Source organism: Microbacterium sp. UBA3394 (genome assembly GCF_002358725.1).
Lineage (GTDB): Bacteria > Actinomycetota > Actinomycetes > Actinomycetales > Microbacteriaceae > Microbacterium > Microbacterium luteum.
Genome location: NZ_DEPK01000192.1, coordinates 1 through 15919 on the forward strand (window position 1 = coordinate 1; position 15919 = coordinate 15919).

Annotated in this window: 11 protein-coding genes; 10 read left to right on the plus strand and 1 reads right to left on the minus strand. The window is 71.1% G+C overall.

What is annotated here, in order from left to right; all coding sequences use genetic code 11:
- From B4E30_RS11465 to B4E30_RS11490, 6 genes are all read left to right on the plus strand, one after another.
- Positions 1-1147 (plus strand): cation:proton antiporter (locus B4E30_RS11465; protein ID WP_286795386.1); only part of this gene is annotated, 1147 nt, incomplete at its 5' end.
- Complete coding sequence (locus tag B4E30_RS11470; protein WP_194384496.1) at positions 1144-1632, plus strand: glutaminase; 489 nt, start codon at positions 1144-1146, stop codon at positions 1630-1632. The genes B4E30_RS11465 and B4E30_RS11470, both read left to right, overlap by 4 nt.
- A gap of 83 nt (positions 1633-1715) precedes the next feature.
- Positions 1716-3953 (plus strand): glycogen debranching protein GlgX, encoded by a 2238-nt coding sequence (glgX, locus tag B4E30_RS11475; RefSeq protein ID WP_194384497.1) that lies wholly within the window; start codon positions 1716-1718, stop codon positions 3951-3953.
- Between the two features lie 30 nt (positions 3954-3983).
- Positions 3984-6365, plus strand: coding sequence for a malto-oligosyltrehalose synthase (treY, locus tag B4E30_RS11480; RefSeq protein ID WP_194384498.1), 2382 nt, complete (start codon positions 3984-3986; stop codon positions 6363-6365).
- A gap of 96 nt (positions 6366-6461) precedes the next feature.
- Complete coding sequence (gene treZ / locus B4E30_RS11485; RefSeq protein ID WP_194384499.1) at positions 6462-8234, plus strand: malto-oligosyltrehalose trehalohydrolase; 1773 nt, start codon at positions 6462-6464, stop codon at positions 8232-8234.
- Between the two features lie 62 nt (positions 8235-8296).
- Positions 8297-9121 (plus strand): tryptophan-rich sensory protein, encoded by an 825-nt coding sequence (locus B4E30_RS11490; protein ID WP_194384500.1) that lies wholly within the window; start codon positions 8297-8299, stop codon positions 9119-9121.
- 69 nt (positions 9122-9190) lie between these two features.
- Here B4E30_RS11490 and B4E30_RS11495 read toward each other — a convergent pair whose 3' ends face one another.
- On the minus strand, positions 9191-9928 hold the full coding sequence (locus B4E30_RS11495; protein ID WP_194384501.1) for a glutamine amidotransferase-related protein: 738 nt from the start codon (positions 9926-9928) through the stop codon (positions 9191-9193).
- Between the two features lie 173 nt (positions 9929-10101).
- Between B4E30_RS11495 and B4E30_RS11500 the strand changes: the two genes are divergently transcribed.
- The 4 genes from B4E30_RS11500 to B4E30_RS11515 all read left to right on the plus strand — a co-directional run bounded on the left by B4E30_RS11500 (position 10102) and on the right by B4E30_RS11515 (position 15393).
- Complete coding sequence (locus tag B4E30_RS11500; protein ID WP_286795387.1) at positions 10102-10614, plus strand: RNA polymerase sigma factor; 513 nt, start codon at positions 10102-10104, stop codon at positions 10612-10614.
- On the plus strand, positions 10604-11077 hold the full coding sequence (locus tag B4E30_RS11505; protein WP_194384503.1) for a hypothetical protein: 474 nt from the start codon (positions 10604-10606) through the stop codon (positions 11075-11077). The genes B4E30_RS11500 and B4E30_RS11505 overlap by 11 nt, the downstream gene beginning before the upstream one ends.
- Before the next feature lie 68 nt (positions 11078-11145).
- A complete protein-coding gene (locus B4E30_RS11510; protein WP_194384504.1) occupies positions 11146-12822 on the plus strand; it encodes a S8/S53 family peptidase in 1677 nt (558 codons plus the stop codon).
- A 69-nt stretch (positions 12823-12891) separates the two neighbouring features.
- Positions 12892-15393, plus strand: coding sequence for a CHAT domain-containing protein (locus tag B4E30_RS11515; protein ID WP_228480916.1), 2502 nt, complete (start codon positions 12892-12894; stop codon positions 15391-15393).
- The last annotated feature ends 526 nt before the right edge of the window (positions 15394-15919 follow it).

A 15919-nucleotide genomic window follows, 5' to 3' on the forward strand; every position in this document is an offset into this window, starting at 1 on the left:
GCCGCTGTTCGCGCGGGGTCTCGGCCGCTGGGTGCGGGTGCCGGTCGTCGTGTTCGAGCTGCTGCTCGGCATCCTCATCGGACCGGCCGTGCTCGGCTGGGTCGGGGAGTCCGCGTTCATCGAGCTCATGAGCGACTTCGGCCTCGCGATGCTGTTCTTCGTGGCCGGCACCGAGATCGAGTTCGCCGCCTTCCGCGGGCGTCTGGGCCGCCGGGCGAGCCTCGGATGGATTCTCAGCCTCGGCGCCGGGGTCTTCGCCGCCCTCGTGCTCACCCCGTGGGAGGCCGCCGTGGTGATCGGCATCGCGCTGTCGTCGACCGCGCTCGGCACGCTCCTGCCGGTGCTGCGGGATGCGGGGGAGCTGAAGTCGCCGTTCGGTCAGGCGGTCGGCGCGGTCGGCGCGCTCGGCGAGTTCGGACCGCTGATCGCCATCTCGCTGTTCCTCGGCAGCCGCGACATCGGCCTGTCGACCCTGGTGCTGCTGCTGTTCATGCTCGTGGCGGGTGGGGCGATCTGGCTGGCCTTCCGCATCCCGCACGGCGCGATGCACCAGGCGGTCAGCGCGACGCTGCACACGTCGGGACAGTTCGCGATCCGGGTGATCCTGCTGATCCTCGGCGGTCTCATCTCGGTCAGCGTGCTGCTGGATCTGGACTTCCTGCTGGGGGCGTTCGCCGCCGGCATCGTGTGGCGCCTCATCATGCGCGACGCCGACGAGGCCGATCGAGAAGCGGTCGAGAGCAAGGTGGAGGCGGTCGCTTTCGGCTTCCTCGTGCCGATCTTCTTTCTCTACACCGGTGTCACCTTCGACCTCCAGGCGCTGCTGGCCGACCCGATCCTCTTCCTCGGCCTGCCCGTCGTGCTCCTCGCGCTCTTCGTCATCCGCGGTCTGCCGTCGATGCTCGCCGCGCCCGTCGGCTCGACCGGCAAGGATCGCCTCGCGATGGCGTTCATGGGTGCCACGGGCCTTCCGATCATCGTCGCCGTCACCGCCATCGGACTGGATGAGGGCCTCTTGACGACGGTGCACGCCGCGCTCCTCGTCGGCGGCGGCATGCTGTCGGTGCTGCTGTTCCCGCTCATCGCGATGCGGCTGCGCGGCGAGCGGGCTGCGCGGATCGCCCCGACCCTGGACGACATGGCGTGAGCACCAGCGCCCTGTTCGCCGACGCCCGCGACCGGCTCGCGGGACTGCCGCGCGAACAGCTCGGCGAGCTCGTCGAACCGCGTCGCGTGCTCGGGGTGCGCCGTGCCCCGCGGATCGCGCCCCGTGATCAGGCGTGGCACCTGGGGGTGCTGCTGGTCGCCGACGAGCACGTCTCGGCCACCGGCGAGATCGTGCGCTCCCGCGAGGAGGCACGGCGCGGATTCACCGCCGAGTCGCAGCGGGACCGCGCCGCGCTTCAGGCGGCGGCCTTCCGCGGCGGCTTCGAGGAGGGCATCGCCGTGCACGTCGGCTGGCGGGTGCTCGACCTCGCCGCGGTGGATGCCGGTGGGTCGTCGGGTCCGCTGGCGATGATCGGCGGTAAGCCGCACGTGCGGTGGAGCGCAGCGGCCGGATTCGTGCCGCTGGCCGGCTACCTCGACGAACGGATCGGGCTCCTGGCCGACCCGCCGCGCGGGGCATCATAGCGACGAGAGGCCGACTCCGGGAGGACCCGTTCGCGACGCACGCATCCTCTAGGGTTGAACTCCCGAACTCGAGGTGGTTTTTCGTGCAGACATGGCCCGGATCCGCATATCCGCTGGGTGCGACATTCGACGGTAACGGCACGAACTTCGCGCTGTTCAGCGAAGGTGCCGACAAAGTCGAACTGTGCCTGTTCGACGACGACGGCACCGAGACGTGCGTCGAGCTGCTCGACGTCGACGCGTTCGTCTGGCACGCGTACCTGCCGAACGTGCAGCCCGGGCAGCGCTACGGCTACCGTGTTCACGGCCCGTACGATCCGGCCAACGGGCAGCGCTACAACCCCAACAAGCTCCTGCTCGATCCGTACGCCAAGGCCGTCGACGGTCGGGTGAAGTGGGGACAGTCCGTCTTCAGCTACACCTTCGGCGACCCGGACTCGCGCAACGACGACGACTCGGCGGCCGACATGATGAAGGGCGTCGTCATCAACCCCTTCTTCGACTGGCAGGGTGACCGGTCGCCGAAGACGCCGCTGCACGAGACGTTCATCTACGAGGCGCACGTGAAGGGGCTGACGCAGCTGCACCCGTCGGTGCCGGAGGAGATGCGGGGAACCTACGCCGGGGTGGCGCATCCCGCGGTCATCGACCACCTGCAGAAGCTCAGCGTGACCGCGATCGAGCTCATGCCGGTGCACCAGTTCGTCAACGACTCGACCCTGCAGGAGAAGGGGCTGTCGAACTACTGGGGTTACAACACCATCGGCTTCTTCGCTCCCCATCACGGCTACGCCTCGACGGGCGTCAACGGCCAGCAGGTGCAGGAGTTCAAGGCGATGGTGCGCTCGCTGCACGAGGCGGGCATCGAGGTCATCCTGGATGTGGTCTACAACCACACCGCGGAGGGCAACCACCTGGGCCCGACCCTGTCGATGCGCGGCATCGACAACGAGGCGTACTACCGGCTCGAGCAGAACGACAAGCGCTACTACACCGACTACACCGGCACCGGCAACAGCATGAACGTCGGCAACCCCCACTCGCTGCAGCTGATCATGGATTCGCTGCGCTACTGGGTGCTGGAGATGCACGTCGACGGCTTCCGCTTCGATCTTGCCTCCACGCTCGCGCGCGAGTTCTACGATGTCGACCGCCTCTCGACCTTCTTCGAGATGGTGCAGCAGGACCCGGTGGTCTCGCAGGTGAAGCTCATCGCCGAGCCGTGGGACGTCGGCCCCGGCGGCTACCAGGTCGGCAACTTCCCGCCGCAGTGGACCGAGTGGAACGGCAAGTACCGCGACACCGTGCGCGACTTCTGGCGCGGCGAGCCGCAGGCCCTGGGCGAGTTCGCCTCGCGCCTGACCGGCTCCAGCGACCTGTATGAGCGGTCCGGGCGCGCGCCGGTCGCGTCGATCAACTTCGTCACCGCTCACGACGGCTTCACGCTGCGCGACCTCGTGTCGTACAACGACAAGCACAACGAGGCCAACGGCGAAGACAACCGAGACGGCGAATCGCACAACCGGTCCTACAACCACGGCGTCGAGGGCCCGACCGACGACCCGGAGATCCTCACGCTGCGCGCCCAGCAGCAGCGCAACTTCATCGCCACGATGATGCTGAGCCAGGGCGTGCCGATGCTCTCGCACGGCGACGAGCTCGGCCGCACGCAGTTCGGCAACAACAACGGCTACGCCCAGGACAACGAGCTCACCTGGATCGACTGGGATGCCGTCGACCAGCCGCTGGTCGAGTTCACCGCTGCGCTCGCGCGCCTGCGCAAGGACCATCCCACCTTCCGGCGCACACGCTTCTTCGACGGACGCCCGGTGAAGATGGAAGAGGGTCGGCCCATTCCCGATGTGGTGTGGCTGCGGCCCGACGGCACGCTCATGCAGCCGGAGGACTGGGAGTCCGGGTTCGGCCGCACGATCGGGATCTTCCTCAACGGTCGCGGCATCCGCGAGCGCGACAAGTGGGGCGAGGAGATCACCGACCGGCACTTCATCGTGCTGTTCAACGCCGGCGACGAGCCCGTCGACTTCAAGATCCCGGCCCCGCGCTACGGGCCGGAGTGGGATGTCATGGTCGACACGGCGGGGGAGTGGGCCAACACCGACCCGCTCGATCCCGGTTCGCGCATCCCGCTGCAGCCGAAGGCGCTCATCGTGCTGCGCGAGCACGACCTTCCCGACCCGGAGGTCGATCACTCGGTCGCGGCCTCGCTCAGCATGCTCGTGCATTCGCGCACCACCGAGATCCCCGTCGTCACCCCACCGTCACCGTCCGCGGCCGCCTCGGTCGACGACGAGGGTGACTGACGGATCGCACCGGACCGGAAGAGGACTGCCATGCCCGCGCATCCCGTGTCGACCTATCGGCTGCAGATCCGCGCCGGTTTCGATCTCGACGCCGCCGCGGCGGTGACCGGATACCTCGCCGACCTCGGGGTGGACACCGCCTACGTGTCGCCGTTGCTGCAGTCGACGCGGGGCAGTGACCACGGTTACGACGTGACCGACGTCACACGGGTCGACGCCGACCGCGGCGGACCCGAGGGGCTCGCCCGCTTCTCGGCGGCCGCCCGCGATGCCGGGCTCGGCGTGCTCGCCGACATCGTGCCCAACCACATGGGCATCTCGCAGCCACGCGAGAACCCGTGGTGGTGGGATGTGCTCACCCACGGACGCTCATCGGCGCACGCCGACGCGTTCGACATCGACTGGGAGGTCGGCGAGGGCCGCATCCGCGTACCCGTCCTCGGGGCGCCGTTGGATGAGGTGATCGGCGACATCCGCATCGATCCCGCGCCGGCGCCGGAATCGCCGACCGGGCTCGCACGGTACTTCGAGCACATCCTGCCCCTCGCACCCGGCTCCGTGGGCGAGGGCGACGACCTCGCCACGGCCGACGGGGTGCGATCCGTGCTCGAGCGGCAGCACTGGGAGCTGCGCTTCTGGCAGGACGAGGCCACGGACCTCAACTACCGCCGCTTCTTCGCCGTGACGACGCTCGCGGCGGTGCGGGTCGAGCGGCCGGAGATCTTCGACGCGACCCATGCCGAGGTGCTGCGGTGGGTGCGGGAGGGCCTGGTCGACGGCCTGCGCGTGGACCATCCCGACGGCCTCGCCGACCCGGGCGGCTACCTCGCGCGGCTGGCCGAGGCCACCGGCGGCGCCTACGTGCTCGTGGAGAAGATCCTCGAGCGCAGCGCCCACGAACCGGGCGCCGAGCCGTCCGAGGCGCTCCCGGCCTGGTGGGCCACCGCCGGGACGACCGGCTACGACGCGCTGGCCGAGATCGACCGGGTGCTCGTCGACCCGAACGGCGAGCAGCCTCTCACCGCCCTCGACGGCGTGCTGCGCGGCACCGTTCCGGTGTGGGGCGACATGATCCACGACACCAAGCGCATGATCGCCGACACGATCCAGGTCTCCGAGATCCGCCGCCTCGTGCGGGGCCTGCCCGAGCCGGTCGCCGACGCCGAAGACGCCCTCGCCGAGCTCCTGGCGTGCTTCCCGACCTACCGGTCCTACCTGCCGGCCGGGATCGAGGACCTCCACCACGCCGCTCGGGAGGCGGAGCGCCGTCGTCCCGACCTGGCCGACGCGATCCGCACCCTCGTCCCGGTCCTCTCCGACGCCACGCTCGAGGTCACTCGCCGCTTCGAGCAGACGACCGGCCCGGTCATGGCCAAGGGCGTCGAGGACACCGCGTTCTACCGCTACACGCGGCTGGGCTCTCTCACCGAGGTCGGCGGCGATCCCGTCGTGTTCGCGCTGTCGGTGCCGGGGTTCCACGCGGCGTGGCAGCGCCGTCAGGCGTCGTGGCCGCACGCGATGACGACGCTGTCGACCCACGACACCAAGCGCGGCGAAGATGTGCGCGCTCGCCTCGACGTGCTCGCCGAGGTGCCGGGGCGCTGGGGCGAGGTGCTGGATCGCCTGCGCGAGGTCGCCTCGACCGGGAACGGCCCCTTCGACAACCTGCTGTGGCAGGCGATCGTCGGATCCTGGCCGGCGACGCCCGAGCGGCTGCACGCCTACGCCGAGAAGGCGGCGCGCGAGGCCGCGGAGCAGACCGGCTGGTGGCGCCCCGACGAGATCTTCGAGCAGCGCATGCACGACCTCGTCGACGCCGCGTTCGGATCCGCCGGCGGTCTCGTCGAGGCCTTCGTCGACGAGATCGCCGAGGCCGGGTGGTCGAACTCCTTGTCGGCGAAGCTGCTGCAGCTCGCCGGTCCGGGTGTGCCCGACGTCTACCAGGGGTCGGAGCTGTGGGAGACCTCGCTGGTCGATCCCGACAACCGGCGTCCGGTGGACTTCGCGCGGCGAGCCCGGATGCTGGCCGAGCTCGACGCCGGGTTCTCGCGCGGCGAGCTGCCCGCGGTCGATGCCGGGGGTGCGGCGAAGCTGCTGGTCACCTCCCGGGCGCTGCGCCTGCGCCGGGAGCATCCGGAGCTGTACACGCGCTACACGCCGATGACGGTGGTGGGTGAGGCCGCCGACCACGCGATCGCGTTCGATCGCGGTGGTGCGATCGCCGTCGCGACGCGGCTGCCGGTAGGCCTCGCCGCCCGCGGCGGCTGGGGCGACACCGCCCTGATGCTGCCCGACGGCGCCTTCGTCGACGCGATCACGGGCCGGCGCATCGCGGGCGGCGCGAGCGCGCTCGCCGACCTGCTGTCGACGTACCCGGTCGCTCTCCTGGCTCGCGAGGTGTCCGGTGGCTGACATCGAGTGCACGAGAACTCGCCGAGTGCACGCCTTGTCTGCGCAGATATCTCGTGCTTTCGGCGAGAAGCCGTGCACTCGAGGGGGAATGAGATCATGAGCGTCGAGGTGTGGGGACCGCGGGTCGAGCGGATGCGGCTGCGCCGACCGGGAAGCGGCGACGTCGAGATGACCGCCGCCGCCGATGGCTGGTGGACGTGCGACGTCGACCTCGCCGACGGCGAACGGTACGGGTTCGTGCTCGGCGACGGGGATCATGTTCGCCCGGACCCGCGTTCGAGGCGTCAGCCCGACGGTGTGCACGGACTCTCTGCGCACGTCGATCACGAGGCGCTGACCGCCGCGGCACCGCACCTCACCGACGCGATGTGGACCGGGCGACAGCTTGCCGGAGGCCTGGTCTACGAGATGCACGTCGGCACCTTCACCCCCGAGGGCACCCTCGATGCCGCGGCCGGTCGCCTTTCGCACCTGGTCGACCTCGGGGTCTCGCATATCGAACTGCTGCCGGTCAACGGCTTCAATGGCGTGTGGAACTGGGGCTACGACGGCGTGCTCTGGTACACGGTGCACGAGGCCTACGGCGGGCCGGCGGCGTATGTGCGCTTCGTTCAGGCCGCCCACGCCGCCGGGCTCGCGGTCATCCAGGACGTCGTCTACAACCACCTCGGCCCGAGCGGCAACTACCTGCCCGAGTTCGGTCCGTATCTGCGCGACGCCGAGCGCAACACGTGGGGCTCCAGCGTCGACCTCGACGAGCCCGCCGTGCGCGCCTACATCGTCGAGAACACCCTGATGTGGATGCGCGACTACGGCGTCGACGGACTGCGGCTGGATGCGGTCCACGCGCTGAAGGACGCGCAGCCGGTGCACATCCTGCGCGAGCTCGCCGAGGCCGCCGACGCCCTCTCGGCCCATCGCGGCGTGCCGCTGACGCTGATCGCGGAATCGGACATGAACGACCCGACGCTGATCCTGCCGCGAGAAGCCGGCGGCTATGGCCTCCACGCGCAGTGGAGCGACGACTGGCACCACGCGGCGCACGTGGCACTCACCGGCGAGACGGTCGGATACTACGAGGACTTCGCGGCTGTCGACGCGCTGACCAAGGTGTGGACGCGCGGGTTCTTCCATGACGGCACGTACTCGTCGTTCCGGGGACGCGAGCACGGCCGGCCCGTTCCCGCGGAGATGCCGGCGTGGCGCCTGGTGACCTTCGCGCAGGACCACGACCAGATCGGCAACCGCGCCGCCGGCGACCGGCTCAGCCAGTCGCTGACGCCGGACCGCCTGGCCGTGGCCGCGGTACTGACCCTCACCGCTCCGGGCACCCCCATGCTCTTCATGGGCGAGGAGTGGGGCGCGTCGACTCCGTGGCAGTTCTTCACGTCGCATCCGGAGCCCGAGCTCGGGGAGGCCACCGCGAAAGGCCGTATCGAGGAGTTCGCCCGCATGGGGTGGGACCCGGCGACGGTGCCCGATCCGCAGGATCCCGAGACCTACCACCGCTCTCACCTCGCGTGGGAGGAGGCCGGCGACGGCGAGCACGCGCGCCTGCTCGCGCTCTACCGCCGCCTCGCGCGCCTGCGCCGCGAGCGACCGGAGCTCACCGATCCCGATCTCGCCGCGCTCGGCGCCGACCTCGTGGTCGACGAGGGCCCCGGCAGCCGCGCCTGGGAGCTGCGCCGTGGTGCGCTGCGCATCCTCGTGAACCTCGCCGGGAACCCGTGGACGACGCGAATGGAGGAAGGCGAGGTCGTGCTGCTGAGCACGTCGCCCGCCGTCACCGAGGAGTCCGGCGGCATCACCGTCCCCGCCGACGCGGCCGTCATCATCGGCCCGCACCGGCCGGGGGATGATCGCGCCTGACACAGCTGCGCGGGCGGCGCAAGCCTCTGAGCGGATTCCGGACGGGTTCCTACCGTAGGGGCATGACCTCGCCGCAGCCCGCATCCGAGACCACCGCGTCTGCCGCCGACCTCGTGCGGCAGATCGGGGTGATCGCGGCGACGGTGTTCATGCTGATCGCCGCAATGGTGGGCACGGGGCTCTTCGGCGGAACGCCCGTGCAGGACCTGCAGGGCGGCGCCCTCGACGCCGACGCGTCATATCTGGCGCCCGCCCGCCCGGCGTTCCAGATCTGGAGCGTCATCTACCTCGGACTCATCGCCTACGCGATCTGGCAGGCGCTGCCGTCGCAGCGGGCGAGCATGCGCCAGCGGTCGATGGGCTGGTGGATCGCGGTCACCGAAGTGCTCAACGGCCTGTGGCTGGTGACCGCTCAGTTCACGACGTTGCTGCTCACCGTCGTGATGATCGCCGTGCTGCTGGTCGCGCTCGGCTTCACCTTTCGGCGGTCGGTCGCGACCCGGCTTCCGCGCGGCGGGGTGCTGGATGCGGCCCTCATCGACGGCGTGACGGGCCTGCACCTGGGGTGGGTGACGCTCGCCACGGTCGCCAACCTCACCGCTTATTTCACCGCGAGCGGCGTGCGCGTGGACGCGCCCGATGTGTGGGGCATCGTGGTGCTGCTGGTGGTCGGTGTCATCGGTCTCGGGATCGCGTGGGCCAGCCGGTGGCGCATCGCGCCCGGTGTCGCCATCGCGTGGGGGTTGACGTGGCTGGCCGTGGCCCGCTTCACCGGCGAACCGTCGAGCGAGGCGATCGCGACGGCCGCCCTTCTCGTCGCCGCCGTGGTGCTGGTGGTACCCGCCATCATCGCGGGACTGCGGCTCCTGCGTCCCGAGCACGACTGACCGTGATCATCGTGACGCAAGGCCAGCCACGGACTTCCTGACAGACCGCGGCGTCGGCCGCCGCGCGGCTCAGAGGGCGATGCGCGTGGCGAAGGTCCGCAGCAGCGTCAACGGCGCGTCGAGCTCGGCCGGGCGCACGCGATCCGCGATGACATCGAAGTCGTCGGCGTCGAAGTAGCCGTCGTTGCGGTAGACGGTCATCCGCTCGATGAAGTCCGCCGGCGTGGGCTCGGGATGGAACTGCGTGGTGTAGACCCGCTCCCCGACGCGGTACGCCTGCACGGGGCACGCGGCGCCGGCGGCCAGATGCACGGCGCCCGGCGGCAGGGTCTCGGTGCCCTCCTTGTGGGCGGTGAGTGCGGTGAAGGTCTCGGGCAGGCCGTCGAAGAGCGGGTCGGCCGCGCCGGCATCGGTCACCTGCACGGGGGTCGGTCCGGTGTCTTCGGGGAAGGCGCGGCTCACGGTTCCCCCGAGCATGCGGGTGACCACGCCGATGCTGTAGCAGGTGAACAGCCCCACCGGTCCGCCGTCGGCCGAGGCGCCGACGATGCGCTCGAGGTCGGCCTCCACGCGCCGCTGCACGTCGGTCTTCGTGTCTTCAGGGTCGGTGACGTTGAACGGGCTGCCGCCGACGACGAGTCCGGCGTAGTCTCCGAGCATCGCCGCATCCAGCGAGGTGCGCACGAGGTCGAGCTCGTCGAGGGCTCCCGACTCGAGCCCCATGGCGCGGCCGAACGACCGCGATTCCGCCTCGGCGGCCTCGCGCTGCGGGCGCGCGCAGACATAGAGAATTCGCGCTTTCGACATCTGTCGATTCTCCCATGTATCACCGAGCGACTTTCGCCCTCTCCGGTGTTGTGGACACAATGGGCTTCATGACGCATGCGGGGTCTGGGGCCTCCGTCGAGTCCGTCGATCAGCCACGGTGGGAGAGAGCGGCCGCTTTCTTTCGGCGTTGGCGGGACGGCGACCGTCGGGCGATGGATGAACTGGTGGCGCTGATGACGCCGGTGCTGTGGCACGTGGTGCGCGCGTACGGGCTCGACGCCGCGCTCGCGCAGGACGTCGTGCAGACTACGTGGCTCACCCTCGTGCAGCGGCATTCCGCGATCGCCGATCCGAGTGCCGTGTCGGGTTGGCTGACCACGACGGCGCGCCGTGAGGCGTGGCGGGTGGGCAAGCAGCAGCGTCGCGCCGAGGCGACCGAGGCCCAGAACCTCGAGCCGCACCTTCCGGTCCACGAATCCGCGGAACAGACCGCGGCGACCGACGACGAGTCGCGTCGCCTGTGGCAGGCCGTGGCACAGCTCAATGAACGCTGCCAGCGGCTGCTGCGCATCGTCGCATTCGACGACCGCCCCGACTACGCCCGCATCGCCGCCGACATGGCGATGCCGGTCGGATCGATCGGACCGACTCGCCGGCGCTGCCTCGGCAAGCTCCGCACCCTCTTCGAGGGCGCCGGGGAAGAGGAAGACGCACATGGACACTGAAGACTTCGCCGCAGACGCGGCGCTGTTCGCGCGGCTGCGCGCGACATGGGATGACATCGACCCGATGCCGGCCGACATGATCGATCGGATGGTCGCCGCCGTGGCGGTCGCCGACCTGTCGCGGGAGTACGCGCTGCTGACCCTCGTGGAGGGGGCCGTCACCGGAGCGGTGCGCACGACGCCCGCAGAGACCGCGACCCTGCAATTCAGCCGCGGCGACACGACCGTGCTGCTGCACGTGAGCGTGACCGCCGCGGGCAATCGGCGCATCGACGGCTGGGTCGACGCCGAGACGCTCGCGATCCGGCTCGTGCAGGGCGACGCGGATTGGGCGGCCGACCCGGCCGAGCACGGCCGGTTCGCGTTCGAGGAGATCCCGCCCGGCATGACGCGTCTGCGGATGGCCGTGCGCGGCACGGACGGAGCCATGAAGGAGTTCGAGACGCCTCAGTTCGAGGCCTGAGAGCGGTGGATGCGCCCGCATCCGCCGAGTGAGATCGCCGTGCGCGGCGAGAGAGAGCAGGGGGACGCATGGCCGACACCGTCGATGAGCCCGGGTGGCGCGATCGGATCCAGGCCGGCAGGCCGCGCGGCGTGCCCCTCGACCCGGGCGTCGAGCAGGTCGAGGGCGTCGATCCCTATCCGACCACCTATGCCGCCGATCATGTGCTGCTGACGGAGGGCGCGCGGCTGCTCGAGATCCTCGAGATCCTCCGATCGGCCGGCGCCTACTTCGGGTGGGGCGTGCGCGTGGAGAGCATCCGGGGTGATCGCCAGACCGACGCCGAGGCGGAGGAGCGTGCGAGGGTCGCCGAGGAGGAGCTGGGGCTCCCCCTCGTGCTCCTCGGCGTCATCTTCCCCGACCCGAAGCCCGGCCGCGACGATCAGCCGGTGCCGCCGGTGGATGCGTGGCGTCTGCTCCAGCGTGCGCGGGCGATCTACGGCAAGGACCTCAGCGGCGTCGCTCTCGACCACGTCATCAGCGTCGACCCGTCCGGTTCGACGAACCCCTACGGCTCCACGAACCCCTACGGTTCGACGAACCCCTACGGCTCCACGAACCCCTACGGTTCGACGAACCCGTATGGCTCGACCAACCCCTACGGTTCCACCAACCCCTATGGGTCGACCAACGCTCCCGGTCCGGGGGCCTACGCCTACCCCGGGTCGGGTGGGCGTGAGGTCGTCAGCTACATCGGCGATCCGCCCCGGCGCGACGACGAGACCGTCCGCGGGCGTCGCCCGGTGGTGGCCTACATGGACACCGGCTGCGGAAAGCACGCGTGGCTGCCGCCGTCGATCGTCGATCGCGACCCCCACGTCAACGGTGTGCCGATCGGGATCACGAATCCCGCCGACGATCCCGAGGCGATCGGCGACGTCTCCGGACCCTACGACGGCTTCCTCGACGCGGCGGCCGGTCACGGCACGTTCGTCGCCGGGGTCGTGCGGCAGATCTGTCCCGACGCCGACCTCATCTCGATCCGCGTTGCCGACAGTCAGGGCACGTTGCTGGAGGGCGAGTTCCTCGAGGCGGTGCGCGCGGTGGCGGAGCTCGTCATCCGCGATGCCCGGGGTCTTCCGGGCGGCCGCCCCATCGATGTGCTCAACCTGTCGCTGAGCTACTACCACGAGACTCCGGAAGACGGTCAGTTCGACCAGACCCTCGTGCGCTACCTCGTCGCCGCGCGGCGGCACGGCTGCGCCGTGGTGTGCTCCGCCGGCAACGACGCGACCTCTCGCCCGGCCTTCCCGGCGGCGCTCTGGCGGTGGCCCGACGCCGAGTTCGTCGTCGATGATCCGTCCGATGCGGCACCGCACCTGTCGGTCGGCGCCCTCAATCCGAACGGCAAGACCGTGGCGCTGTTCAGCAACATCGGGCGCTGGGTGCGGGTCTACGCACCGGGCGCCGCGGTCGTGAGCTCCGCCCCGCCGTTGAACGGCGGAACCCAGGCCGGCACCCGGAACGACCGCTTCGGGCTGCGACGGGAGACGATCGATCCCGATGACTACACCGGCGGCTTCGTCATGTGGAGCGGCACGTCGTTCGCCGCGCCGTTCATCGCGGGGCTGCTCGCCGAGCGCATCGCCGACGGACTCATCGACGGCACCGCCGACACGTCGGTCGCCGCGCGCGTGAGCGCGCTCGAGAAGGCCGGATCCCGCGCCCTGCGGGAGTGGGACGGGCACCGCCGCGCGCCCGCCTGAGCCGCCCGGTCACCCCGCTCTCTGCCGGCGCGGTGACCGCGTCCGCCGCGACTACGGCATGATGTCGGCGTGGGCACGGACGCGACGCAGCTGCATCAGCGCGCCGTCGCGCAGTGCATCGACGGCCGCTTCGCGGCGGCGCAGCGCACGCTCGACCGGGCCGAGCGCCTGACCGGCGACCGCGACCTGCTCGCGCGCATCGCCGGAACCCGCGCCATCGCCCTGCAGCGCACCGGCCGCCCCGTCGCGGCAGAAGAGGTGCTGCAGAACGCTCTCGCCCAGCCGGGACTCAGCCCGCACACGGAGTCCATCCTGCTCGGCCAGCTCGGCGGTCTCGCCACCTACAACGGACGACTCGACGATGGCGAACGCTGGCTCGGCGATGCCATCGACCGGCTGAGCGACGATCCCGTCGCCGCGTCCCGCATCCGCATGAACCGCAGTCTGGTGCGCATGCAGCAGCGGCGTCTGGCCGAGGCGGCGGATGACCTGTCGGCGGCGGTGTCGGTGTTCGCCGAGCACGGGCTCGCCACCGACGCGGCGCAGGCGCGTCACAATCTCGGATACACCGCGCTGCTGCGCGGCGACCTGGTCCGCGCGCTGCGAGAGATGACAGACGCGCGATCGGATGCTGCGACCTCACCCGTCGCCGAAGCGATCGGCGACATGGACCGCGCCGAGGTGTTCCGGGACGCGGGGCTCACGACCGAGGCAGAGGAGCTGTTCCGGCACGCCGCGGCGATCTTCGGCGCGCGCCGCATGCCGCAGTCGCGAGCCGAGGCGGAGTTCCACCTCGCGAGATCGCTGCTCGCACACGACGGTGCGGCCTCAGCGCGGGTCGCCGCAGACGCCGCGCGACGGTTCCGGGCACTGGGTAACGACGCGTGGGCCGCCCGCGCCGAAGCGGTGCGCCTGCGGGCGCGCCTCGCGGAGAGACGGCCGGGCTCCGGGAATCAGCACCGGCCTCCCGCCCCGGCAGCGGCGGAAGATGTCGCGGCGTCGCTCGTCGTTCACGGCTTCCGCAGCGAGGCGGTCGCACTTCGCATCGCCGTCGCACGTGCCGCCGTGCGTGCGGGCGACCCGTCCGCCCCGGCGCCGCGGGTGCCGGCATCCGCTCCGATGGACCTGCGGCTGCTCTCCGACGAACTCAAGGCCACCCGCGCGGCCGCACGCGGACGCCCGACCGAAGCCCGCCGACACGCGGCGGCGGGGCTGGATCGCCTCGGAGCGTGGCAGAGCTCGTTCGGCAGCATCGATCTGCAGACCTCGGTCGCCATGCACGGGGCGAGCCTCGTCTTCGCCGGGCTGCGTTCGGCGGTGAGCTCGCGCGCGCCCGAGGTGGTCTTCGAATGGTCCGAGCGCGCACGGCATCTGAGCCAGCAGGTCGTTCCGCTGCGGCCGCCTCCGGACCCGCAGCTGGCCGACGCGCTCGCCGAGCTTCGCATGCTCCGTGCGGAGAATCCCGCCCGCGACTGGCTCTCCAGCCCTCGCGCGGCACAGTTGCGTGACCTCGCCCGCGAGCGGCAGTGGACATCTGTCGGCGCGTCTCGCATCGACGCGCGGGTCGACCTCGCGACGCTCTGCGACGGCCTCACCGCCGACACCGCGCTGCTCGCCTACGTCTACACGGGGCGCGAGATCGTCGCCGTCGTGTGCGATGGCTCCCACGCCGAGATCGTGTCCCTCGGCGACGGCGACGAGGTGCGCGACCTGCAGAAGGGGCTGCGCGCCGATCTCGATGTCGCTGCGGCGGTGCGCACGGGGCCGATGGCGGCGGTCGTGCGCCGGTCTCTCGACGCGCGACTGGCCGCCCTGTCGGCCGCCCTCCTCGACGGGCCGCTCCGGCAGACCTCCGCCCGCCGCCTCGTGGTCACCGCGCCGGGACTCCTGAACGCCATCCCGTGGGCGATGCTGCCCGGCATGCGCGGGCGTGTGTTCACCCTGGCCGCGTCGGCCTCGCAGTGGCTGCATCGGCGTGAGGCCGTGGAGCCCGCCGTCGCGCCGACCGTGGAGCCCGCCGTCGCTCCGGCGGCACCGCTGAGCGCGGGGTTCGCAGTCGGGCCACGCGTCGCGCGCGGCGGAGAGGAAGCCCGAGTGGGCGCCTCAGCCTGGTCCGGTGCCCCCGTCATCGACGGCGGCGCCGCCACCGTTCAGGCGATCACCGACCTGGCCGGCGAGGTCGACGTACTCCACGTCGCCGCGCACGGCCGTCACGCGGTGGACAACCCGATGTTCTCCGGTCTCGAACTCGCCGACGGCGCCCTCTTCGGCTACGACATCGATCAGGTCTCCCGTGTGCCCGCGACGGTCGTGCTGTCGGCGTGTGAGGTTGGTCGATCGTCCGTGCGATGGGGCGAGGAGGCGATCGGCATGGCGCGGGTGTGGCTCCACGCCGGGTCGGCATCCGTCATCGCCGCGCCCGTCGTCGTGGCTGACGACATCGCGTGCGAGCTGCTCGGCTCGATGCACGCCGAGCTCGCTAGCGGCCTCGCGCCGGCTGAAGCGCTCGCAGCCGCATCCGCTCGGCTCGACATGGTCTCGCCCTTCCAAGCGCACGGTACCGGATTCTGAGCTGAGACGGCGACGGCCCGCGACCGAGACCGCGACCGAGACTGCGATGGGTCGGCCGATTCGCGCGGAAAGAATTCTCACGGCGATGTATCAGCGATCGCCCAGGATGCTCTAGATATGCGAAGTGGTCGTGTTGGGTCGGCACCGGGGGGCGCCGACCACTGGGGGCACGAAGAGTTCCCCGCTTGTCGGGGCTCGCGGGGATTCACGCCATTTCCGGGGGATGCCGTTCGCACGTGTGGCGGCATCCCCTGTTCTCGTGCCCGGGCGCTTTTCGGTGTCGCCGTGCCACGGGTTGCGCTTGCCGTGGCGAGGTGCTTCGTGACGCTGCTCAGACCGGACGCTGTTCAGACCGGGGACGGTGCTCAGACCGGGGACGGTGCTCAGACCGGGGACGGTACTCAGTGGCCGGCCGCGGTTCTCAGCCGCGAAGCGATGCTCAGAGTCGGGGCGCTGCTGGGACGCGGGACGCTGCTGGGAGCGGGGACGCTGCTCGGACCGGGACGCGGTTCAGGCCCGGCCGCTG